Annotated in this window: 19 protein-coding genes; 11 read left to right on the top strand and 8 right to left on the bottom strand. The window is 70.9% G+C overall.

Annotated features, from left to right (window positions below):
* Window positions 1–26: 26 nt before the first annotated feature.
* A complete protein-coding gene (locus GA0070606_RS10640; RefSeq protein WP_245724932.1) occupies window positions 27–410 on the bottom strand; it encodes a very short patch repair endonuclease in 384 nt (127 codons plus the stop codon).
* A 358-nt stretch (window positions 411–768) separates the two neighbouring features.
* Between GA0070606_RS10640 and GA0070606_RS10635 the strand changes: the two genes are divergently transcribed.
* Window positions 769–2,061: an MrcB family domain-containing protein gene (locus GA0070606_RS10635; RefSeq protein WP_091097267.1), complete on the top strand. Its 1,293-nt coding sequence runs from the start codon at window positions 769–771 to the stop codon at window positions 2,059–2,061.
* Between the two features lie 22 nt (window positions 2,062–2,083).
* Here the strand turns inward: GA0070606_RS10635 and GA0070606_RS10630 are convergent, their stop codons facing one another.
* A complete protein-coding gene (locus GA0070606_RS10630) occupies window positions 2,084–3,043 on the bottom strand; it encodes an aminoglycoside phosphotransferase family protein (RefSeq protein WP_245724645.1) in 960 nt (319 codons plus the stop codon).
* Entirely contained in the window at window positions 3,040–4,485 is a 1,446-nt protein-coding gene (locus tag GA0070606_RS10625; RefSeq protein ID WP_091107562.1) for a helix-turn-helix domain-containing protein, read from the bottom strand. Before GA0070606_RS10625 ends, GA0070606_RS10630 begins: the two co-directional genes overlap by 4 nt.
* Before the next feature lie 179 nt (window positions 4,486–4,664).
* Between GA0070606_RS10625 and GA0070606_RS10620 the strand changes: the two genes are divergently transcribed.
* The 8 genes from GA0070606_RS10620 to GA0070606_RS10585 all read left to right on the top strand — a co-directional run bounded on the left by GA0070606_RS10620 (window position 4,665) and on the right by GA0070606_RS10585 (window position 10,859).
* The gene (locus tag GA0070606_RS10620; protein WP_176737294.1) at window positions 4,665–5,129 is read left to right on the top strand and encodes a glycine-rich domain-containing protein; all 465 of its coding nucleotides are present in this window, start codon (window positions 4,665–4,667) and stop codon (window positions 5,127–5,129) included.
* A 64-nt stretch (window positions 5,130–5,193) separates the two neighbouring features.
* Window positions 5,194–6,042, top strand: a complete 849-nt coding sequence (locus tag GA0070606_RS10615) for a hypothetical protein (protein ID WP_091097263.1) — start codon at window positions 5,194–5,196, stop codon at window positions 6,040–6,042.
* A gap of 238 nt (window positions 6,043–6,280) precedes the next feature.
* Window positions 6,281–6,538, top strand: a complete 258-nt coding sequence (locus GA0070606_RS10610; protein WP_091097261.1) for a hypothetical protein — start codon at window positions 6,281–6,283, stop codon at window positions 6,536–6,538.
* Entirely contained in the window at window positions 6,535–7,635 is a 1,101-nt protein-coding gene (locus GA0070606_RS10605) for an FAD-binding oxidoreductase (RefSeq protein ID WP_091097259.1), read from the top strand. The genes GA0070606_RS10610 and GA0070606_RS10605 overlap by 4 nt, the downstream gene beginning before the upstream one ends.
* Window positions 7,635–7,940: a DivIVA domain-containing protein gene (locus GA0070606_RS10600; protein WP_091097258.1), complete on the top strand. Its 306-nt coding sequence runs from the start codon at window positions 7,635–7,637 to the stop codon at window positions 7,938–7,940. The genes GA0070606_RS10605 and GA0070606_RS10600 overlap by 1 nt, the downstream gene beginning before the upstream one ends.
* Before the next feature lie 20 nt (window positions 7,941–7,960).
* The gene (locus tag GA0070606_RS10595; RefSeq protein ID WP_091097256.1) at window positions 7,961–9,271 is read left to right on the top strand and encodes a VWA domain-containing protein; all 1,311 of its coding nucleotides are present in this window, start codon (window positions 7,961–7,963) and stop codon (window positions 9,269–9,271) included.
* Window positions 9,268–10,101, top strand: a complete 834-nt coding sequence (locus GA0070606_RS10590) for a peptidase (protein ID WP_245724644.1) — start codon at window positions 9,268–9,270, stop codon at window positions 10,099–10,101. Before GA0070606_RS10595 ends, GA0070606_RS10590 begins: the two co-directional genes overlap by 4 nt.
* Before the next feature lie 200 nt (window positions 10,102–10,301).
* Window positions 10,302–10,859, top strand: coding sequence for a class IV adenylate cyclase (locus GA0070606_RS10585; RefSeq protein ID WP_091097252.1), 558 nt, complete (start codon window positions 10,302–10,304; stop codon window positions 10,857–10,859).
* Here the strand turns inward: GA0070606_RS10585 and tmk are convergent.
* Genes tmk through GA0070606_RS10570 form a run of 3 tightly spaced genes read right to left on the bottom strand, consistent with a single transcriptional unit; the run spans window position 10,817 to window position 13,723 of the window.
* A complete protein-coding gene (tmk, locus tag GA0070606_RS10580) occupies window positions 10,817–11,476 on the bottom strand; it encodes a dTMP kinase (protein ID WP_091097250.1) in 660 nt (219 codons plus the stop codon). The two genes, GA0070606_RS10585 and tmk, sit on opposite strands and share 43 nt — an antisense overlap.
* Window positions 11,473–12,987 (bottom strand): B12-binding domain-containing radical SAM protein, encoded by a 1,515-nt coding sequence (locus tag GA0070606_RS10575; RefSeq protein WP_245724643.1) that lies wholly within the window; start codon window positions 12,985–12,987, stop codon window positions 11,473–11,475. The genes tmk and GA0070606_RS10575 overlap by 4 nt, the downstream gene beginning before the upstream one ends.
* Entirely contained in the window at window positions 12,920–13,723 is an 804-nt protein-coding gene (locus tag GA0070606_RS10570; RefSeq protein WP_245724642.1) for a DNA glycosylase family protein, read from the bottom strand. Before GA0070606_RS10570 ends, GA0070606_RS10575 begins: the two co-directional genes overlap by 68 nt.
* A gap of 250 nt (window positions 13,724–13,973) precedes the next feature.
* Here GA0070606_RS10570 and GA0070606_RS10565 point away from each other — a divergent pair, with 250 nt between their 5' ends.
* Complete coding sequence (locus tag GA0070606_RS10565; RefSeq protein WP_091097246.1) at window positions 13,974–15,701, top strand: HNH endonuclease; 1,728 nt, start codon at window positions 13,974–13,976, stop codon at window positions 15,699–15,701.
* A 59-nt stretch (window positions 15,702–15,760) separates the two neighbouring features.
* On the opposite strand, the gene GA0070606_RS10560 is transcribed toward GA0070606_RS10565, so the two are convergent.
* Complete coding sequence (locus GA0070606_RS10560; protein ID WP_091097243.1) at window positions 15,761–16,081, bottom strand: GYD domain-containing protein; 321 nt, start codon at window positions 16,079–16,081, stop codon at window positions 15,761–15,763.
* Window positions 16,082–16,255: 174 nt separating this feature from the next.
* A complete protein-coding gene (locus GA0070606_RS10555; protein WP_176737293.1) occupies window positions 16,256–19,540 on the bottom strand; it encodes an NACHT domain-containing protein in 3,285 nt (1,094 codons plus the stop codon).
* 191 nt (window positions 19,541–19,731) lie between these two features.
* On the opposite strand from GA0070606_RS10555, the gene GA0070606_RS10550 reads away from it, so the two are divergent.
* Window positions 19,732–21,063, top strand: a complete 1,332-nt coding sequence (locus GA0070606_RS10550; RefSeq protein WP_091097239.1) for an AAA domain-containing protein — start codon at window positions 19,732–19,734, stop codon at window positions 21,061–21,063.
* The last annotated feature ends 2 nt before the right edge of the window (window positions 21,064–21,065 follow it).

Here is a 21,065-nt window from a genome sequence, read left to right as displayed (position 1 = left end):
CGAGGACCAGGATGTCACAGACCACGTCACGGCCTTCCACCGGATGCTTGCTCACTGAGCAGGTGCCGCCACAGCCGCGCAATCTCGTCCGTGGCCCTTACTGGATCCTCATGCTCCCAGAAGTGTCGAACGTGCCAGCCCAGGGCCGACAGCGCCGCGTCCTTCTCCCGGTCGCGCTCAACGTTGCGGAGGAGCTTCGCCTCCCACCAGTCGCGGTTGTTCCTGGGCAGGACACCATGTACCGGACATCGATGCCAGAAGCAGCCGTCAACGAAGATGGCGAGCCGGGCTCTGGTGAAGACGATGTCTGGCTTTCCGGGCAGTCCTGGGTGATTTACGCGAAAGCGAAGACCGCGGCGGTGCAGCTCCCTACGGATGAGTAGCTCAGGCTTGGTGGAGGCCCGACGCATGCGCTTCATCTGATCGGAGACCGCTTGGCTGAGCGGAACAGGGCGGCGGTCGGAAGCGACACTGGGAGGGCGGCTCACCGCCGCGGTCTCGCCTTCGCCATCGTGCCGAGCTGTCCGTCCATGTGCTGATCCCCCGCCCGATTGGAGCTGACGCAGCTTGTTTCGCCGCCGGCAAGTATTCCGGCTGGGCAGGACGCGAGAGTATCGGCCGGAGGGCAAAGAAGGTCAAGGCCCCTCGCTCGGTCTGGTGAGGCGCCCTCATGCCTCTCAACTCCGGGGCATCGGCCTGCAGGTCAGTCGATCACGGCCTTGCCGCTGCGGTCAGTCGCTGTCGACAAGAGTCTCTAGGCTCTCGGCCATGTCACTTCGGCAGAAGCCCCTTGCTGGCGCCGTCCCGTCCATGGGCGAGAGTAAGCTCCGGCAGTTGCTCCAAGACGTCATGAACCTGGCCAGCGGATATTCACACAAGGGCTCACCTGCGATGCTTGCCCGCGACGCGGCCCTTCATGATATTGCTGAGCTTCTCAGGGCTATTGTCGGCTCGGCTGCAGCATCTCTTGGCCTAGATCGTCTTAGTCTGGATGTACAGTACGGGGGGCGGAGGGGAAGTTATGGACCTGTTCCCTGGGTGAGGATGTTCTCCAAGCTTCACGCGCCGAGCGCGCAGGAGGGATATTACCTGGCATATCTTTTTGCGGCTGATGGATCTCGAGTGTACCTGTCCCTGATGCAGGGTACGAGTGAACTCCGTGCAGGTAAGCGTCGACCGGTACAGAATCGTGAGTTGATCTATTCCCGATCGGCCGAGGCGCGGAGCCTTTTGCGGGGCGTCGCAGGGGCCGCCTTCGACGCTATGGACACGAGCATCGTTGACCTTGGGCTCAGTGGGATTCCGCCCGTAGGCTCAGAAAGCCGTGACCGAATCCGCAACTATGAGGCGGGAACCATTGTCGCTCGCTGCTATGGCGGTCTCCAAGTGCTGACAGGCGACGTTCTTCTCCGAGATATCATCGAGATGCTGACTCTCCTCGCGTACCTTCACCGTGAGCCAGTCATGCAAGGTTCGTTCAGTCCGGTGGATTCCGCCGACGCTGAGCTGCAAAAGGTGATTGAAGAGTCTGGTCGTAGCGTTGCCAAGCTACGGCAAGGTCGCCTGATGGATCCCATTGTCCGGAAGCTAGTCGAGGTTCACGCTGAGGGGATGGCCAGGGCGGAACTTGTCGCTGACGGCTGGCATGTTCAGCAGGTAGGTCAGTACAAGCGTGGCTATGACCTCGATTGCTGGCAGGATAACGGGCGTGCATTGCATGTGGAGGTGAAGGGTACTCGATCATGTGGGCGGGAAGTGGTACTCACGCCTAATGAGGTTTCTCATAGTCAATCCGCGACGGGCTGCGCTGCCGAACATGCCCTGTACGTTGCGTCGGAGATTCAAATCATTCATGACGCCGGTCTCAGGGCTGCCGGGGGCAGAGGGCGCTGGTTCTGGCCTTGGGAGATCAGCCAAGACGAACTGATCCCCACCGAATACGCCTACCGTCCTCCGGTGAAACCTGCTACCCATGCTTCTCGACCGTCCTTGTCGCCCTCCGGTGAACTGTGGCGTGAGGGCGGACGGGCTGGGGGCTTCGACTCGCGGTTCTTGGACTAGCAGTCGTAGCTCTCTTGCTGATTCAGTGTGACGAGTGCTTCAGTGGCATAATTAGGTGGTCGAGGCGGTCCCGAAGACGTTGGGCCCTGATGAACGGCGTCCATGCTGCGCTGGTTTCCCGCCTTCTAATTGATTGCAGCCGCTTAGTGAATTCTGCCCGTATGCTGGGGGAGGTGTCGACGATCGGTGCGGCGGCTGCGATCATTTTAAGTTCTCTGGCTTCACGCAGTGTGGGCCAATACCGGTCGGTCGCGATGTCATACCCATAAGCGGCTGCCATGCTGGCGTGTGCTTCGGCTCGGCCAAAGCGCACGCCGCCAACCGCCACTGCCGTCAGGTCAATCTGCCACGGCCCCTTGCAGGTGGCATCGAAGTCGCACAGCACTAATCGCCCACATCGGTCCCGAAGCAGGTTTCCCACGTGCGCGTCCCCGTGGATGAGCTGCCCCTCGGCTCGCTGCCGAAGAACTGCTACAGGCCCCTCCAAGCGTTCGCACCAGCTGAGCAGGAACTCGCGATCTTCATCGCTCAGCCCTTCCGCCTCACTGATGCGAAGCCGCGCATCACCGACCGGGTCCCAAGCCGGTAGCGGGAAGGGAGGCGGCCCGACAGCGTGGAACCTGCGCAGGACCACCCCGAGGTCCTCGACGGTCGGTGCTGGCGGATTCTGCGGCAGGTAGTCCCAGACCGAGGCCATCAGCTCGCCTGCCTGCACGGGTTGGGTGATGCCCTCGGCCAAGCGGATGGTCGGCGCGTCGATCTGCGCGAACCATCTCCCAAGCTCAACCACCTTCCGCACCCGATCCCGCAGCCGATGCGATCGCGCTATCCGGATGACGATCCTTTCTGAGGGCAGCGCGAACACCGCGTTGTTGGTGAGCTGGAGCAGCTGTGCATTGTCGGCCCGAACCCCCAGTTGGTCGGCGACCTGACGCATAGCCGCCGTCATGGCCTCGTCACCGAATCGTCCGGTACCGCTCATGCTGGTACAGCCTGGAACGCGGCGAGTTCGCGTGCGAAACCGGCGACCTCGGAATTCATCCTGTGCGCGGTCAGATCCCGCCCGAGGTTCCGCACCCGGTCCACCGTCCGCCGTGAGGTCAGCGCTCCCGCCCGGCTCATGACGCGTCGGCCGACGACGATCGCCTGCCGTGGATCATCTGCGAGGAACAACGCGCTGCACAGCCCGACTTCGTTGAGCACGGTGCTGCGGACGTTCTGCTGCCCGAACGCTGCCACGGCCTCCTGGACCCACCGGACCGCATCCGGCGCGTACTTGCGCTCAGCGCGGGCAAAGTCGCGGTACACCCGGCCGTGCTGGGCCAGCAACTCGCCTCGGTCGTAGAAGCGCATCCACTCCGGCTCCCGGTCGCCGGCAATCTGGTCGAACGCGTCGTTAGACCTCCCGAGTGCGGCCAGCGCTTCACGGCGCTGTCCGAGAGCTGCCAGGGACGCTGCCTCCGCCCCGTGGAGCATCGCCGAGACGGCCGGCGTGGCGGCGGAGCCAAGTTGGTTACGAGCGAGTTGCAGGGTGGCGAGCGCGTCCCGGTTGTGGCGACGGTGCTGCAACTGCCGGGCCTGGCAGTAGCGCACCCTCGCGGCGAGCAGCACCTCGTCTGCGGCCAAGGCGGCTCGTTCGGCGGCGGCGAAATGCCGCTGCGCGTGGTCGTGCAGTCCGGCGTCAAGGGCTGTCCAGCCAGCCAGTTGGCGGGCCGCCGCGACCGAACCGACCAGCCGCGGAGTCAACGACTCAGGATGCGACCAGTCGAGCAGTGCGTACACCGACTGGGCAAAGCGGTCGACTTCCCGGTAGAGCAGTCCGCCGCCGCACTCGTAGTCCACCGACCGGTACAACTCTAGGACGGCGTTGAGGCGCACGACATCGGCTGCTCCGATCCTGCGGGGACGGGGTGCCGGCGCTGCTTTCAGGAGTCCGGCCCCGGCCGCTACCGCCGCTATGCCGGCCAGCAACGCTCGCCGGCCCTCGTCAGTTGCCATTGATTGGTCCGAGTCAGCAGGAGTGGTTCTGGCGGACAGTGGCGCTGAAGGGGACGCGAACCACAGGAGCGGCGCCGGTATCCCGAGCACCTTTGCCCAGTGGGCCAGCCGATCCATGTGCATGATCGGTGGCCCGTTCTCCACCCGGCTGAGCTGCGCCTGCGTGATCCCCAGCCACCCCGCCACCACGGTCTGCGGCAGCGGCTGCCGCCCGTGGTACGGATGGCACCGGTACGCCCGGACGACCCGCCCGAGGTGCCGCTCGGCCAGGGCCCGTCGCACCGGTTCGTGTTCCCAGAAGCTTGCCGGCACCACCGGCGGCGTGCTCAGCCTGTCCCGTTCGGCGGCCTGGCAGGGCGCGCAGCGCCCGCTGTCGTTGTCGCGGGCCAGGCGCGCGCCACATCGGGGGCAGTTCGCGTGTGTCACCGGCAACCTCGCCATGCGCAGGTGGCTCCGTCCATGGGGCCTTTCGAGCCTATCCATTGAAGCCGCTCCGTGGCGGTCCGATATACGCGGCGCGCATATCGACGATGCTCGCGCCGTCATCAGTCGCCGATCGGCCGGGCCGCAGTCTGGGCGCAGACCCGCCAACGGAAGGAGCGCCAATGCTGCTCACCGTCGACAAGACCGGCCGGACCCTCGTACCGGATGAGCTGTTCGACCGGCTGACCGCCCGCATCGCCCACGACCACCCCGAGCTGGCCCCGGACCTGCCGGCCAGGATCATGGACCAGGCACTGGCGTTCCTCGGCGCGTGTGCCGTCACCGCCGAACCGATCGGGCCGACCGATCTGGTGGACATCGGCTGGCACACGTTCATCCTCCACACCCACGACTACGCCGAGTTCTGCGACCGCGTCGCCGGCCGTTTCATCCACCACGAGCCCGTGCCGGACGACAGTCGACCGTCGGCTCCGGAGCCGGTCGGCGCCCCGATCTCCCGGACGGTGGCCGCGATCACCGCCGCCGGCTTCGCTCTCGACGCGCCGCTCTGGGCGGCGCGGGCCGCCGACTGCAGTTCGAAGTGCCACCAGTGCCACGCCGGCTGCCACGACAGCCCCAAGAAGTAGGCGGCTGACCAGCGGTCCCGGGCATAGACTGCCCGGGACCGCTCGCCGCCGGAAGGCCCACCACATGCCACGTCGCCGCTGGGAGGAGCTGCCCGAGGGGGTACGCCGTGACGTCGAGCGGCACACCGGCTCGATCTGCTCGGTCAGCCCGATCCCGACCGGTGCCGCCAGCGACATCGCCGTCACCATCGACGCCGACGCCGGCCGCATCTTCTGCAAGGGCGGCGAGGTCGACGGCCCGTTCGGCTGGCTCTACCGCAACGAGGCCCGTCTCAACCCGTGGCTGCCTGCGGCGGCTCCCCGGCTGCTCTGGACCGTCGAGCGCGGCGGCTGGCTGCTCCTCGGCTTCGAGCACGCCGCCGGCCGTCATCCCGACCTGGCTCCGGGCTCACCCGACCTCGCCCCGCTGGCGGCCCTCCTCGATGACCTGGGGCGGCGGCTCACGCCGTGCCCGTCCGTCGCCGTGCCATCCATCGGCGACCGCTGGCGGCCGCTCATCGCCCCCGAGCTGGTCGACGGCGACACCCTCCTGCACACCGACATGACGCCCCGCAACTTCCTGATCGAGACCCGGTCAGATGCGGGGGAGACCCCGACCGTCCGGCTCGTCGACTGGTCCGGTCCCGCCTGCGGTGCCGCCTGGATCGACACCGCACTGCTGCTGCTGCGCCTGATCCGCGCCGGCCACGATCCCGCCGCCGCCGAGGAGTGGGGCCGGCAGGTGCCCGCCTACGCCGACGCACCCGAGGCCGCGTTGACCGCGTTCGCCGACGCCCTGGTCGTGCTCTGGCAACGCAAGCAGCACGCCGCTCCGGCACCCCATCACGGCCCGCTCCTCGACGCCGCCCGCCGCTGGGCGGCCCACCGGACGTGCCCGCACAGACGGGGCAGCTCGACAGCGCCGGCAGCGTGAGAGGCGGACGCCGCCCGGCGCATGCTCGGACGCAGTCCGGCTGAGTGATCAGCCGTATACGCAGCCCGTATCTCCGCCACGATCATCGCCGCATACCGGCACCCCTGGTCGGAGGTGAAGGTCGACGCACGGCCCGGGGCGGGTGCTGGCTCCGGAGCTGCGTCGACCCGAACGACGCAGCTCCGCTCCCGCCCGCCTCGGCGCCACTCCACCGGCCGCGACCCGAGGGGCAGCAGACGTGTCCACCCTGATCGACGACTTCCCGGTCCTGACTCCGGTCACCGACGAGGACCTCGCCTTCGCCGTACGGGCGGTGCGCACGCATGTGCCGGAGAGCTGGCCGGAGGGCGAACTGTGCCGCAGCGAACGCGTCCCCTACCCCTGCCGTCTCGCCCGCTGGGGCCGGGCCACCCTGGCCGCCGCCGGCCTGCCCGAAGCCGAGGTCGAGGCCGACGCCGCAGCCGTGGATCGCCTCGCCTGCGAGGCGGGCGCGTGACCGTCGTCGCCGCCTGGGAGGCGGCCGTCGACAGGGGCGCCGACGAGGGCGCCGACGACTTCTGGTGCCCCCTGGAGGACGGCCGCCCCGGCCTGCTCCCCGAGCGGGACGCCCCGCTGCTCTTCGCCACGCTCGGCCGCCTCACGGTCGGCGGCGACGACCCCGCCGGGCGGGCGGCGCTGCTGGCGGTGCTCGGCCGCGCGTACCGCCGGCACGGCCTGCTGCCCCACCACGCCGCCGTCGCCGAGGCGCTGCGGGCCGCCGTCGCCCGGCAGGCCCGACCGCGGTGGACGCCGCCGGTCGCGGAAGCCTGGGAGCGCGCCGGCCGCCGCGCCGCCGAAGCCGTGCGCCGCGCCGCCGAGCAGGCCGGCGACGGCCCGGCCTGGTGGCCCGCCGAGGTGATCGGCCACGACCGGCCGTGCGACACCATCGCGATCCTCACCGTACGCCCCTGGCGTCGCCTGCCCCACCGGCCCGGCCAGGCCCTCCCTGTCTGCACGCCGCGCCGCCCCGGCCGCTGGCGGTGGCTCTCGCCGGCCAACGCCCCGCGCCCCGACGGCACCGTCGAGCTGCACGTCCGCGCCGTCGCCGCCGGCACCGTCTCGCACAGTCTTGTCCACGACGTACGCCCCGGCGACCCGCTCTGGCTCGGCCCGCCGCGCGACGCCGGCCTCAGCCTGGACCAGTCCCCGCGCCTGGATCCGCTCCCGCGCCGGGACCTGCTGCTCGTCGCCGGGGGCACCGGCCTGGCGCCGCTGCGCGCCCTGGTGGAGCAGGTCGCCGCCGCGCCCGACGGCCGGCGGGTGACCCTGGTCGTCGGGGCGCGCGGCTTCGCGGAACTCTACGACGCGACCGCCCTCGACAAGCTCCAGTGTGCCCACGACTGGCTGACCGTCGTGCCCGCCTTCAGCCATGATCCTGCCGCCGAGCCGGCCGAGCGGGGCGACGCCCTCACCATCGCCCTCGACCACCATCGCCCCGACCAGGACGTCCACGTCTGCGGTCCGCCGTCGATGCTGGCCGGCGCGCGGCTGCGGCTGCTCGCCGCCGGGGTGCCCGCCGACCGCCTCCACCTGCCGTACGCGATGGTGCCCTGATGGCCGTCTACCGCAGCCGGCACGCCCTGCCCGACCCGCTCACCCCCGATCGCGTCCTCGGCGTCACGCTCCCGCGCACGCCCTTCTGCCGGCGCGGCTACCGGGTCGACGAGGTCGACGCCCTGCTGCACCGTCTCGCCCACGAGCTGCGCGACCGCACCCGCCAGCTCGACCTCACCCGCGCCGAGAACCACCGCATCAAGGAGGCGCTGCGCACCTGGCAGACCCGACACGCCGAGGAGCGCTCGCGCGATTCCTCCCCAGTGGACGAGACATCGACGCCCGGTCGGTCACGAGCACGATGATCACTAGGATCGGCGCCGTGATGATCAAACGACGGCTCCCGGCGGTCCTGTTAGGACTGTTGGTGGCCTTCCCGACACTGGGTGCTCCCGCCTACGCCGACGAGCGCGAGACCGAACCCGTCGAACCGCCCAAAGTGGAGCTGGTGCTCGACGTGAGTGGCTCGATGCGCGCCAAGGACATCGGCGGTCGTACTCGTATCTCCGTCGCCCAGGAGGCGTTCAACGACGTCGTGGACGCGCTGCCCGAGACGACGGATCTCGGCATCCGCGTCCTCGGCGCCACCTACGGCGGCGACGACAAGAAGGTCGGCTGCCAGGACACCCAGCAGCTCGTGCCGGTCGGCCCCGTCGACCGGGTGAAGGCCAAGAACGCCATCGCCACCCTGCGCCCAACCGGCTTCACCCCGGTCGGCCTGGCCCTGCGCGAGGCGGCGAAGGACCTCGGCACCGGCGAGACCACCCGGCGCATCGTGCTCATCACCGACGGCGAGGACACCTGCGCGCCGCCGGACCCCTGCGAGGTGGCCCGCGAGCTGGCCGCCCAGGGCACCAAACTGGTGGTCGACACGCTCGGCCTCATCCCCGACGAGAAGGTACGCAAGCAGCTCGTCTGCATCGCCTCGGCGACCGGCGGCACCTACACCTCGGCGCAGAGCAAGGACGACCTGACCCGGCGGATCAAGCAGCTCGTCGAACGGGCCAAGGACACCCACGCCAAGACGCCGGCGAAGGTGGCCGGCACCGACGTCTGCGCCAAGGCGCCCGTGCTCACCTCCGGCGTCTACACCGACCGGGAGCGCTTCGAGGAGCACCGGTGGTACCGGATCCCGGTCCAGCCGGGGCAGGAGCTGCGGGCCTCGGTGAGCATCGGCCTGGACCGGCCGTTGAACCGGGACTACGGCGTACTGCTGCGGGCCACCGCCCCCGACGGGCGGGAACTGGTCCGGGGCAACGACGCCGGCAGCGGACGTACCGACGTGCTGTCGACCGGCGTGCGCTGGTCGGCGGCGGAGGACGACGACGACGAGGAGGAGTCGGAGGCCGACGACAAGGGCGGCGTCTTCTCCGGCTCGACCGGGAAGGCCCCCGAGCCCACGGTCGTCTGCCTGGTCGTCAGCAACTCCTTCTCCGCCAAGGCGGGGGCCGCTGCGGCGCCGGGCATGCCGCTCGAACTGACCATCGACCTGGTCGACGCGTCGCCCGCCCCGAACAGCCCGGGACTCGGCCGGGGCTGGGTGCTGCTGGGCGTACTGACCCTCGCGGGCCTGCTCAGTGGGTTGATCGTTGGTTGGCTGACCCGTTGGTGGGTAGCGGTCTGGAGGACCCGATGACGATGCGGAAGGCTCCGGCCCTGACCCCGGCCCGTCGGGCGGCGGTGCTGCTCGCCGCCACCGGTGTCGCCGTCGCGCTGCCGGCCGCCGCCGGCGCGGACACGCCCACCCCGTCGCCGGGGGCCGCCACCGTCAACAAGGCCGGCACCTCGTTCCTCACCGCCGCCGGGATCAGCCCCGGCCAGCCCGTACGGGTCGGCGCCTCCGTCGGCGACTACCTGTACTGGTCGTTCACGGCCGAGGCGGGGGACACCCACCACGTGGCGGCCACCGTGTCGCTGCCCGCCGCGGCGAGCCGGAAGGGCGACTCCACCTGGACCGTCGAGGTCTTCGACGGGCTGCGCCGCCGGCAGGCGTGCGTCGCCGGGGCGCAGACCCCGGTGGCGTCGAAGAGTGCCGCCACCGTCGAACTCGACTGCGAGCTGCGCCAGGTGCGCTCGTGGGCCGAGCCGTGGTCGGGCGACCCGCTGCCGGGCACCTACTACGTCCGGCTGTCCGGCACCGAGCTGCCGGAGCAGGAGCTGGGCCTGCCGATCGAGGTGAGCCTGCTCGTCGGGGTGGAGTCCGACGGCGACACCGAGCCGGAGGGCGGCGACCTCAAGGAGCCCCTTGTCCCGGCGGTGAACCCGGGCAAGGTGCTCCCCGGCGACCCGACCGCCGGTACGCCCGACCCGGCGGCGGCCGGCGACGACGAGGACGGCTGGTTCGACTGGGTCCGGTGGCCGAGCCTGTCGTCCCGCTGGTACTGGACCGTCGGGGGCGGCATCCTGGCCGCCGTCGCGGGTGTGGTCGGCTTCGCCCTGACCCGCCCCCGCCAGCGCGTCGGCTGACCGGTGACGGCAGGGCGGGCTCGACCGCACGGGTCATCCCCGCCCTGCCGCCAGCCAGGCCCGGCACGCCGATCGCTCGGTGTTTGTGAAGGAAGTGCTGCTTTCAACCGGCTCGACCAGTCGGCAGAGTGTCGGCACCGGAACGGCCCGGCCCTGTGGTTGAGTGACCTGGTCGACGACCGTGCCGCCATGGAGATGTGATGACCGACGGGCTCCGGGAGATCGAGGTCAAGTACCGGGTCGGCGACCCGGACACGCTGGTTGACGCGATCGAAGCCCGAGGAGCGACGTTCTCGGAGCCGGTGCACCAGGACGACCAGGCGTACGCGGCGGTCGGTTGGAGCTACGGCCAGAGCAAGGCGGGTGCCGCGTTCGCCCGGCTGCGCACCGAGAACGGGCGGCACGTCTTCTGCGTCAAGAAGCCGCTGGCCAACGAGCTGGCCTGTCGGGAGCACGAGACGGAGGTGCTCGTCCGGGACCAGATGCACGAGGCGATCCTGGCGATGGGCTTCTACCCGACGGTGCGGATCGTGAAGACGCGACGCACGGCACGGCTCGGGCAGATGTCGCTCTGCCTTGACGAGGTGCGCGGCCTCGGCGCTTTCTTCGAGATCGAGGTGATGGTCGCGGGACCCCGTCCGGCCGACGACGTGCAGTGCGATCTCGATCGGTTCGCCCGCTCCCTCGGTGTGGAGTTGGAGCGGACCACGGAGACCTACGACTCGCTGATCCGCGCGTCGCTGCCAGTGAGGGCCTGAGCGTCGCCGCCGTGGCCGAGCAGCGCCCGGACCGGGTCGAGGAGCGCGGCGACAACCTCGCCCGGTGACTGCGTGCCGACATCATGGACGTGCACGGAAAATCCGGCTTCGCTCAGCTCGGCCGAGACCTCGACGTACAGCTCCATCTCGCGTCGCCCCGCGTCCACCCCGCCACGGTGGAATCTGCTGTGGATGCCCCGTGCGGCGGCCCTGCTGCGCGATCGGTTCGGGTCGCCCGTGAGGACGATGGTCAGGTCGGGTCGGTCGGCCAGGCTGTTGAGGTCCCAGATGAACGTCGGATCGACTCCGTCCAGTCGCTGCAACACCAGTGACGTGGCGAGGTACCGGTCGCAGAGAACGATCTGCCCGGCGGCGAGCGCCGGCCGGATCTCGGTCTCCAGGTGTTGATAGCGGTCGGCGGCAACGAGACAGGCCAGGGTCAAACCGTGGTAGTCATCGGTTCCGTACCGTGCGGTCTGGCCCAGCCTGGTGCGGGTGGGCTCCTTCGTTGGATGTACCAGCCAGCCCTCGGCGGCCAGGCTGTCCGCCAGGAGCGCGGTGATCGTGGTCTTCCCGACGCCGCTCGGGCCGTCGACGACGATGAACCTGCCACTCATCGCGACGCCGACCGGCCGTGCTGGGCGCGGGCCAGCTCGACGAGTTTTCGCCGTACGTACGACAGCTCGACCTCTCCGAACTGGAGATTTACCGAGAAGTTGAACTCGTCGCGTTCGCGCATGGCTTCGTCCAATCCTTCGCCGGTGAGGTCGATCGCGTCGTAGTTCAGCAGTTGCGCCGCGTCGTATCGGCCGGTGGCCAGCAGCCGGTGCCACTCCGGAGTTCCGGGATATGGGCGGAACTCGAACACGCTGGCTCGGAAGGATCCAGGCTGGCTGTCGGCGAGATCCCACAGCTCGTAGACGTGCTGGACGGTGGCGTCGAGTTCGGCCCGGGTCTCCGTGGGCAGGCCAAGGATGAAGTAGCCCTTGACGTTGATACCGAGTCGGGTGAGTCGGCGGACCACCTGCCGGGTCAGTTCCGGGTTGATTCGCTTACCGATGTGGCCGAGCACCCGGGCGCTGCCGGATTCGATGCCGAGCGCCACCTCCCGGCAGCCGTTTCCGGCGAGGCTCTCCAGCAGTACGTCGTCCGCCCGGGCGAGGACATTGATTCGTCCGGTCGCGTCCCAGACGTATCGGCTGCCAACCGCGGCTGCGCCGAAGGCTGCCATGCACCGACGGATGAACCGTTCGTAGCCGAGGAATAGATCGTCGACGAAGCGGAATGCGGTGACTCCGTATCGGGCGTGTACCGCATCCATCTCGGCGATGATGTTTTCCGGATCCCTGGTGCGGATCGTGACATCGGGATTCGCGCTCACGGCAGCCCCGCAGAACGAGCAGTCGTAAGGGCAGCCGCGGGCTCCCACCATGGCGGCCTCCAAGGGGCCGCCACTCGGGCGATAGGGGTCGGCGGCGAAGTAGCGCCGGTCGACGAATGGTAGGCCGTTGATGTCCGGGGCGAGATGCCGCTTCGAGCCGGGGCTGTCTCCGGCCACCGGCGTGCGCAGGACGGGGTCGCGCCACATGACTCCCGGCAGCCGCGAGCGACGCTGGTGTTCGTGGAGCAGCTCCGCGACCCGCGTCTCGCCCTCGCCGAGGACGAGGGCCTCCAGGCGGCCAAACCGGGGATCGTTGATGACCGTGGCGGGCATCGCCTTTGCCTGGTGACCACCGACCATGATGTTGATCGCCGGATCGAGCCGGGCAGCGATACGTGCGCTGAGATCGTAGGTCGGAGCCAGAAGGTTGAAGCCGACCCAACGCGGCGCGGCCTCGTTGATGACGTCGCAGATCCGGCGGACACCCAGCCCCAGGCACTCGCCGTCGAGCACGCCTACGCGGAAACCCTGGGCGGCCGCGTAGGTAGCGATGTAGCCCATCCCGAGTACGGGCAGGGTGAAATCGTTGACGCGGGGGCGCAGGTCGTAGTCGCGTAGCGGGGCGTTGACCAGTAGCAGGTCGAGCGGTGAGCCCGGCCGGGCGCCGAGGATCGGAAAGCTAGACGGATCCGTTGCGTCGGCAACCGAGGGCGAGGGTGAGCAGGGTGTACGTGGCGAGGTCGTCACCGGTCACCCGCTGCCACGTCCGAACGAACGATGGTTCGTCACTCGGCCAGGGATGGTCCGGGTTCGCCCGCCGCGCCCAGGTGCGGACCGCCAGGTCGCCGTAGGGGTAGAGCGCCCAGTCGTTGCTCCAGTCGGCGACTGCCGCACCGGCACTCCACGGGCCGATCCCGGGGATGGTCTGAAGCTCCTTGACCAGTACCGAGGGGGACAGGTTCGACCAGGTCGGGCCATGAGCGAGAAAGGCTCGCGCCGCGTGCCGCAGCGGGCGCCGCTTGAACGCCATACCACAGTGGGTAAAGTCGTCATCGCTCAGAGTTAGCACACGGTCGGGGGATGGGAAAGCGTGGATGTCCGTCTCATCGGATAGCGCGACCCCGGGGCCGAAGCGCATGCAGAACTCGCGATACAGCCGACGCGCCTGTCCGGCCCGGATGACCTGCCGGACGATCGCCGTTGCCAGCGCATCCCACAGACTCGGGTTGCGCAGTCGAGCCACTGTTCCCAGTTCTGCCAGTGAGCCATGGATCGGTGCGGCCTGCGGTTGTGCTGTCGACGGGGAAGGGAACGTGTCGATGATCGGTCGCGGCCCTTCGCCGGACACGGCCCGATCGGTGATCAGTTGGTCGCGGACCGTGAGTAGGCGCGCTGCTCCACCGTCGGTCGTCACCAGGCGATGGATGCCATCGTCGTTCGTGTGCCAGGCTGGGTGGTCCGTCATGAGGTAGTTGAAGCGCACGCCGCCTCCTCAATGATCGGCAGGGCCATCGGCGATTCTTGCATTCGGACTGGTACCGGATGAGATGCCCCGCCGCCGATGACCCATCTCGCCGTGCGAAGCTAGGCCTCGGGCTTGATGGACTGGACGCGCTGCTTCACCGCGTGGCCGCGATCGCTGAGAGCGCGTGGCCGCGAACGTTGGGAGCGGGCGGCCGGTGGGACTCTTTGCTGGACGGCCGGCGGGGCGCCGATGTCTGTAGCATCCACGGATGCGTGACGCCGCCCTCGACACTCTGCTTGCCGCGTTCACCGAGCCGCTGCCGTTCACGCGGGAAACGGTCGCGCGGGCGCCGCTTGCGCCCGGGGCTCACGTCGTCATCCTCCATGGCGAGATCGTCTACGTGGGAGAGACAGGTCGGACCCTTCGGGAACGGCTGAGGGCGCACCTCGGGGGCGGCCGGGGCTCGTCGGTGCTGCACAAGCAGGTCGGCGAGATGCTCGACGATGACCTGGGCAGGCAGACGACCACAGCCGAGGTCGCCGCGTGGCTCGGGCGGTGCGAGGTCAGGTGGCGGGAGACGGGCGACCCCAAGGCGCTCAAGGACGCCCTGCTTACCGGGCTCAGACCGCGGTTCAACCGGCTGCTGCCCGGGCGGCCGGCCGTCTCCGATGTCGCGAGCCGCTTCGATCGGCTGATGGACAGCCCGTACTTCGACGCGGTGGTGATGGCCAACCGCGCTTATCTCGACGCGGTCGTGCCCGATGCGGCGACGACCGAGCGGGAGTACTGGGCGCTCTCGTGCCTGCCTGGCACGAGGACAAATCCGCCGCGACTCTCGGCGGTCTCCATGAAGACGATGGAGACGTTCGTGCTGCACGAACCGGCCAACCCGACCAGGGATGCCCGGGTCGAGGGGTTCCTGGTCGTCCGCAGTTCGGTGCTCGTCGAGCACTGGACGCACGCAGGCTTGCAGACGACTCATCCGGCGCTTACCAGATGGCCGTCGGACTACGTTGATGCCGGGCCTGACCAGGAACTCCTCGCCGGTAGTGTCGACGACCTGCTCGCGGCGCTCGCGGACGATCGCATCGTCCTCGCCGCCCGCGCCCTCACCGAACCACTGCTTCGGTCTCGGACCCTGCACGCTCGGGGGCACAACCAGCAACTCGCCGATGCGGTCCTCCGCCGGCACAGGGGCACAACCGACTGGATCTTCCCGGTCGAGGAAAGCGGCAGCGAACTGTCGGGGGACGTCCGGGAGCTCTTCCACAGCCACACCCCGCTCGACTGGCGGCTCTCCTCCGGCTATCACCGGATGGCGGCCGGCGACCGAATCTGGGCATGCGCCCCCGAGCCGGCGCCTCGCCTTGTCGCCTCCGGCATCGCCTGGGGCGACCCGTACCAGCGGCCTACCGGGAGCGGGCTGGAGTGGCGAGTAGCGATCCGGTGGAACGCCGAACTGAGTCGGCACCTGCTCGGAAACGACAGGGCCGCGCATGTGGTGTCCGCCGGCTCCGTGCGCGGCGTGCGGGAAATGCGCGCGTGGGAGCTGGACGGGCTCACGGATGCGCTGGGAGCGGGTCCGTCGTCGGAGCCCGACGCACTGTCCGAAGGGCGTCGCCGCCGGCTCGCCGAGGTGACCGCCCGCCAGGGCCAGGCCGACTTCCGGCGCAGGCTCGTCGAGGCGTACGGGGGGCGGTGCGCGGTCACCGGCTGCGACACCGAGGCCGCCCTCCAAGCCGCCCACATCTCGCCCTACGACGGGCCCGCCACGAACCGGGTGACCAACGGACTGCTGCTCCGGGCCGACGTGCACAACCTCTTCGACCGCGGCCTGATCTGGGTCGACGACCAGCTCCGCGTCCGGGTCAGGGAGGACGCCGCGCACTACGCCCGGTGGCACGGTGAGGAGCTGCGTCTGCCGGCCCGTACGGTGGACCGGCCGGACGTCGCCGCGCTGCGCGCCCACCGGCAGAAGGTCGCCGGGATGCCGTGACACCCCGTGGCCGGGATGCCGTGAGCCCGTGACCCTCTCCGTCGAGTCGGCAGTCCACGTTACCCGCCCGGTGGCTGGTAGGTGACCGGCATCCTGGCTGCCGTGTCGATCTCCTCCGGGGTCAGCAGCGGGACGACTGTGGCTTCCACCCCGCCCGCCGACCGGACGGCGATGCCCAGCGCGGCGGCGGTCGCGTTGTCCGCCACCTCGCCCACCACGTACAGGTCGTACTGGCCGAACGCGAAGTACAGCGACTCCACCCGACCGCCGGAGTTCTCGATCAGCGCCCGGACCACCTCCGCGCGAGCCGTACCGCCCTCCTTGCCCAACCCGGCGATGCCCCGGCTGGTGTAGGTCGCCCTGATCAGGAACTTCGCCACGTCGGCACCTGCCTTCCTCACGCTCGCGCAGCCCAGCGCGGGTACCCGCTCGCGGCGCGAACACGCCTGTCGGGCCCTCCGGCCGGCGGCCGAACCGCCCGACGTGGCTGGGCGGGCGGCGGGAGGAGGGGCGCGCCGGCGACGCCGCCGGCCGGGGGCGTGATCGGAGGGGGCTCACTTCCGCCAGGCGGGGGCCATCCGTTCGGACATCTCGTGCCAGAACGTCCGCAGGTCGTCGCGGTTGACCGCCTGCCAGTCGGCCCGTCTGGACGGGCGGAACCAGTGCCCGACGAGGTCGATCTGGTGGGCGCAGAAGACCTCGTCCATCTGGTAGCGCAGCTCGTCGCCCTTCGGCGGCAGCGGGCACAGCCGGAACGCGCAGTCGTCGATGCAGGTGGAGCCCGGCTGGACGTCGTGGGCCTGGCGGCGGCTGAGGGTGACCCGCATGGCGGTGCGGTCGATGGTGAGGCACGGCGGCAGTTCGGGCCGGCTGGCCCGGGTGAGCCGGCGTGCCCGCTCGTCGTCGTCGTGGCCCCGGTCAGCGAGGTTGAGCAGCAGCATCACGTCGGCCAGCAGCCGTTGGGCCCGCGGTTCCAGCACCGCCCAGCCGTGCGAGGGTGGCAGCCAGGTGTCCTGGAGCCGGCGGATGCCGGGTTGCGGGCTGACCGCGCCCACCCGTCCGACGATCTCCCGCTCGTCGATCCAGCAGCGCCGTTCGGGGTGGCGGTCGACGAGCGCCTCGACGCACAGGTCCGCGACCCTGCGGACGAGCGGGTGCTCGGTGCTGCTGCCGGGAGACGGGGCGGCGTCCGCGCCGCCGGCGATCGAGATCCAGAACTCGACCAGGCCGCGCGGGTCCGATCCGTGGCCCCGCTCGCGCAGCGTCTCCGCGGGGTCGCGGGGCAGCGCCAGCAGGGTCAGCGCCTGGATGAGCACCAGGTGCGAATACCAGAACCGGGAGTGCCGCAGCGCCTTCTCGGCCTCCTCGATCAGCAGGCTGCGGTGTGCGGGGTAGACGCGGCAGTTCGCCGCCAGGCGGAAGCCCTGGGCGAGGGTGATCTCGTAGAGGCGGGCGCCGTCGGAGGCGTCGCCGGCCAGGTGGCGCACCCAGCGTCGCAGGTTCTGGTGGGCCTCGTGTCGCCAGGTCGTTCCGTCGGGGGTCGGCGTGTCGTCGGCGTGCAGGAACAGCGCCGGCGCGATCCAGGTCCGCAGTTCCTCCAGGCGCTGTCGCTGCGGGGTGTCGGCCGTCTGCGGCGGTTCGGCGAGCAGCTCACCCAGCTCCCGGACGGCCGCGTTGCCGCCGGCGGCGATCGCGCGGGCCGCGGCCAGCCGGGGAAGGTACGAGCCCTCCCCGGCCATCATCCGGAACAGCTGCTGGTACTGCGGTGTCGGCCGTCGCGTGCGGAGCCCGACGGGTTCGGGCGGTCGGGCCCCGAGCTGCCGGGCGGCGTCGCCGAAGCGCCGCACGAGGGCGATCTTCGCGTCCTCCAGGGGGCGGTCGGTGACGCTCCCGTCGCCCTGATAGTGGTGCCATGCCCCGCGGACGGCGTCGGCCAGCGCGCGATGCGAGGTGTGCCCGGCGGCGGCGTCCATCTCCAGCGCCGCCGCGAACATCTCCAGCGCCCGGGTGCGGTTCGGCGTCCTTCTCGCCTCGTCGCAGAGGCGCCGCACGAGAGCGGACGGCCGGCTCCGGGTGGTCTTCGGCTCCCAGCGGGTCAGCCCCACCTGGTCGCGGGCGGCGTCGGCGAGGCGGCGCAGCTCGCCGGGCCGGCCGCCCGGTTTCCACCGCTCGCCCCGCCCTTCGCCCGCGTCCGCGCGGCCGGCGTGCAGGGTGAGCGCGGAGAGCAGTTCGCGCCCCGGACCCGCGTTGCGGGTGAACGCGCGGTCGAGGAAGCCGTCGTCGCGCATGGCGGCGGCGAGGAAGCGCGAGCCGAGGTAGGCCTGGATCACCCCGTGCTGGAAGCGCACCCCGTCGACGCGTTTCGCCACGATGTTCAGCGCGTCGCCGGTGGTCTCGGCGAGCCCGATGTCCTGCAGGTTGTCGGCGTCGAGTTTCCGCAGCCGTTTCTTCAGCTCGCGCAGGATCCGCCGCCGGCCGTCGCCGAGGGGCGCACCGCCGCCGGTCAGTTCCGTCGTGCGGACGAACTGCCGGTTGTCGCGCAACCCGATGCAGGCGAGGGCGGAGAGCACTTCGATCGCGTCGGACCGTTCGGTCTGCGGCAGGCCGTAGTCCTCGTACAGGTCGCCGGCGACGACGGCCGCCCGCCACTCCTCCAGCAGGCGCCAGCGCAGCGTGGCCCGGCCCGGGTCGGCCGCCTTGACGTTGTCGAGGCGGTCGACCTCGTGGAGCTGACCGATGATCCGCAGGTAGAACGGGGAGTCGGCGACATCGGCGGCCTTGACCAGCTCGGTGATGCGGTCCCACCGGTGTTCCGTACCCGAGCGGCGGCTGTGGGCCTGCACGTATTCGAGGGCGGCTCCCTCGCCGAGCGGCTCCAGTTGCAGCAGCAGCGCGTCCAGGCCCCGCAGCGGGTCGTCGGGGCGCGACGCGATCACCAGGGGGAGCTGTTCCCGGACCGCGGCCCGGATGGCCTCCCGGAGCACGCTGTCCCGGTCGGCGGCGGGCTGGTCGGCCTCGGCGAGGGTCTCCTCCAGGCCGTCGGCGAGCACCACTATGCGGTTCTCCAGCCAGAGCCTGCGCCAGATCCGGTCGGCCTCGCCCGCCCCGCGCAGCCGGGTGTCGATGGTGCGCCCGAACTGTTCGAGGGCGAGCTGGTGGAAGTTCAGTTTCTCCGGGTCCTTGACCGTCCGCAGGTCGACCCCGACCGGCACGACCTTGATGGTCATCAGCCGCTCCGCGAGGCGGGCCAGGGTGGCCGTCTTGCCGGTGCCGATGCCGCCCACCAGCAGCAGCGGCCGTCGGGTGGCCCGGTCGCGTAGTCGCTGGATCAACAGCTCGCACAGCTCGTCACGGCCGACGACGTCGGCCGGGTCGAGACCCCGTTCGGCGCTGGGCAGCACCATCCGGCTGTTGCGCAGCACGTTCTGCCGGTACCAGCGGCGGACCGGGATGTATCGCCAGTAGTAGAAGACCGCGAGTCCGAACGCCGCGCCCAGCAGGGGCTTGACGAACCCGATCACCTGCCCGCAGTAGTAGGCTCGCGGGCCCTTCCCGCCGCACCACCCGGACACGCGCACGGGGTCGATGTCGAGGACCGTCAGGATCACGGAGAGGGCGGCCCACCCGAGGAACGCGAAGGCGCCGGCGACGATCGTCCATCGCAGCCAGCGGCGGTACCGCCACCGCACCCTGACGTTGCCCCGTTCGTCGGTGCGCCGGCGGCGGTCGCGCTCGGTCCGGCGTTCCCGCCGGGTCCGCCACCGGCGCCGGCGCTGGCGTAGCCACAGTTGGGCCGCCCAGGCCGGACCGCGTTTCGGCCCCCGCATCGGCACCCCCATGATCGACATGGTCGGCCAACGGCGGCGGCACCCGCCTCCGCCCACCGCTCACGCTAGTGCCTGTCGCCGCCGGCCAGCGGTCGGTTTCCGCATTCCCGCCGGCCCGGACGCGCCGTCCGCCGCCCCGCCGTCCGCCGCGCGTCGTCGGGCTGGCGTAGGGTCCCGTAGACCTCGTGGGGAAGGTGGGATCGATGCGGGCCGGGTTGGAGGTGCCGCCGGCGGTCGAGGCGGAGCGGGTCGTCACGGCCGTGCTGGCCGACCTGCGTTCCGGCGCACACCGCGGCGTCGTGGTCGACTCGCCGCCGGGGGCCGGCAAGTCGACCCTGGTGGTGCGCGCCGCCGTCGAGCTGGCCGCGGCCGGTGAGCCGCTGATCATCGTCGCGCAGACGAACGAGCAGGTCGACGACCTGATCGACCGCCTGGCCCGCAAGGCGCCCGAGCTGCGCATCGGCCGGCTCTCCGCCGGCGACTACCGGCCGTCGGAGCGGGTGCGGGGCCACGAGACGGTACGGGTGGCCGCGAAGGTCGCCGACCTCGGCGGCCCGGCCGTCATCATCGGTACGGCCGCGAAGTGGGCCACGGTCGCCGAGGGCTTCTGGCCGTGGGCGATCGTGGACGAGGCGTACCAGATGCGGTCGGACGCGCTGCTGCGCGTGGCCGGCAGGTTCGAGCGGGCGCTGTTCGTGGGTGATCCCGGCCAGCTCGACCCGTTCTCGACCGTCGAGACGGCGCGCTGGACGGGCCTGACCTGGGATCCGATGCAGTCGGCGGTGGCGGTGCTGCTGCGCCACAACCCGGGGTTGCCGGTGCACCGGCTGCCGGTGTCGTGGCGGCTGCCCGCGTCGGCGGCGCCGGTGGTCGCGGCGGCGTTCTACCCGTTCACCGGGTTCCGCGCCGGCACCGGTCCCGACGACCGGGTGCTGACGTTCACCGAGGCCGGCCCGGGGGACGCGGTCGACGAGGCGGTAAATCTCGCCGCCCGCACGGGCTGGGCGCTCTACGAGCTGCCGGCCGGGCACACCCTGCGTACCGATGCCGACGCCACCGCCGCGTGCGCGGCGCTGGCGCTGCGGGTGCTGCGGCGCGGCGCGGTCGCCGTCTCCGAGCACGCGCCGGCCGGGGCGCCGGTCACCGCCGACCGGATCGCCGTCGGAGCCGCGCACCGCGACCAGGTCGCGGCGATCCGCGCGCACCTGGGCGAGGCCGGGGCGGGCATCACCGTCGACACCGCCAACCGGCTCCAGGGCCGGGAGTACGACGTGACGATCGTGCTGCACCCGCTGTCGGGGCGGCGGGACGCGACGGCGTTCCACCTGGAGTCGGGGCGGCTCTGCGTGCTGACGTCCCGGCACCGGCACGCGTGCGTGGTGGTGGCGCGGGCGGGGATCGGCGAACTGCTGGACGCGCACCCGTCGACGGAGATCGTGCACCTCGACGTGCCGGTCAAGTTCCCGGACGGCTGGGAGGCGAACCAGACGATCCTCGCGCTGCTGGCCGGGGCGGCGTCGGCGGACGGGCGGTGACA

The sequence above is a fragment of the Micromonospora citrea genome (genome assembly GCF_900090315.1).
GTDB lineage: Bacteria > Actinomycetota > Actinomycetes > Mycobacteriales > Micromonosporaceae > Micromonospora > Micromonospora citrea.
Note: the sequence above shows the minus strand (reverse complement) of the source record. Positions and strands in the feature narration are given on the sequence as shown.

Excerpts from the sequence above, each read along its gene's own strand:
- tmk (WP_091097250.1), bottom strand. The coding sequence starts at position 11,476 with ATGAGTGGCAGGTTCATCGTCGTCGACGGCCCGAGCGGCGTCGGGAAG.
- GA0070606_RS10555 (WP_176737293.1), bottom strand. The coding sequence starts at position 19,540 with ATGGGGGTGCCGATGCGGGGGCCGAAACGCGGTCCGGCCTGGGCGGCC.
- GA0070606_RS10565 (WP_091097246.1), top strand. The coding sequence starts at position 13,974 with ATGCGTGACGCCGCCCTCGACACTCTGCTTGCCGCGTTCACCGAGCCG.
- GA0070606_RS10595 (WP_091097256.1), top strand. The coding sequence starts at position 7,961 with ATGATCAAACGACGGCTCCCGGCGGTCCTGTTAGGACTGTTGGTGGCC.
- GA0070606_RS10635 (WP_091097267.1), top strand. The coding sequence starts at position 769 with ATGTCACTTCGGCAGAAGCCCCTTGCTGGCGCCGTCCCGTCCATGGGC.
- GA0070606_RS10550 (WP_091097239.1), top strand. The coding sequence starts at position 19,732 with ATGCGGGCCGGGTTGGAGGTGCCGCCGGCGGTCGAGGCGGAGCGGGTC.
- GA0070606_RS10600 (WP_091097258.1), top strand. The coding sequence starts at position 7,635 with ATGGCCGTCTACCGCAGCCGGCACGCCCTGCCCGACCCGCTCACCCCC.
- GA0070606_RS10585 (WP_091097252.1), top strand. The coding sequence starts at position 10,302 with ATGACCGACGGGCTCCGGGAGATCGAGGTCAAGTACCGGGTCGGCGAC.
- GA0070606_RS10640 (WP_245724932.1), bottom strand. The coding sequence starts at position 410 with ATGCGTCGGGCCTCCACCAAGCCTGAGCTACTCATCCGTAGGGAGCTG.
- GA0070606_RS10590 (WP_245724644.1), top strand. The coding sequence starts at position 9,268 with ATGACGATGCGGAAGGCTCCGGCCCTGACCCCGGCCCGTCGGGCGGCG.
- GA0070606_RS10630 (WP_245724645.1), bottom strand. The coding sequence starts at position 3,043 with ATGAGCGGTACCGGACGATTCGGTGACGAGGCCATGACGGCGGCTATG.
- GA0070606_RS10620 (WP_176737294.1), top strand. The coding sequence starts at position 4,665 with ATGCTGCTCACCGTCGACAAGACCGGCCGGACCCTCGTACCGGATGAG.
- GA0070606_RS10615 (WP_091097263.1), top strand. The coding sequence starts at position 5,194 with ATGCCACGTCGCCGCTGGGAGGAGCTGCCCGAGGGGGTACGCCGTGAC.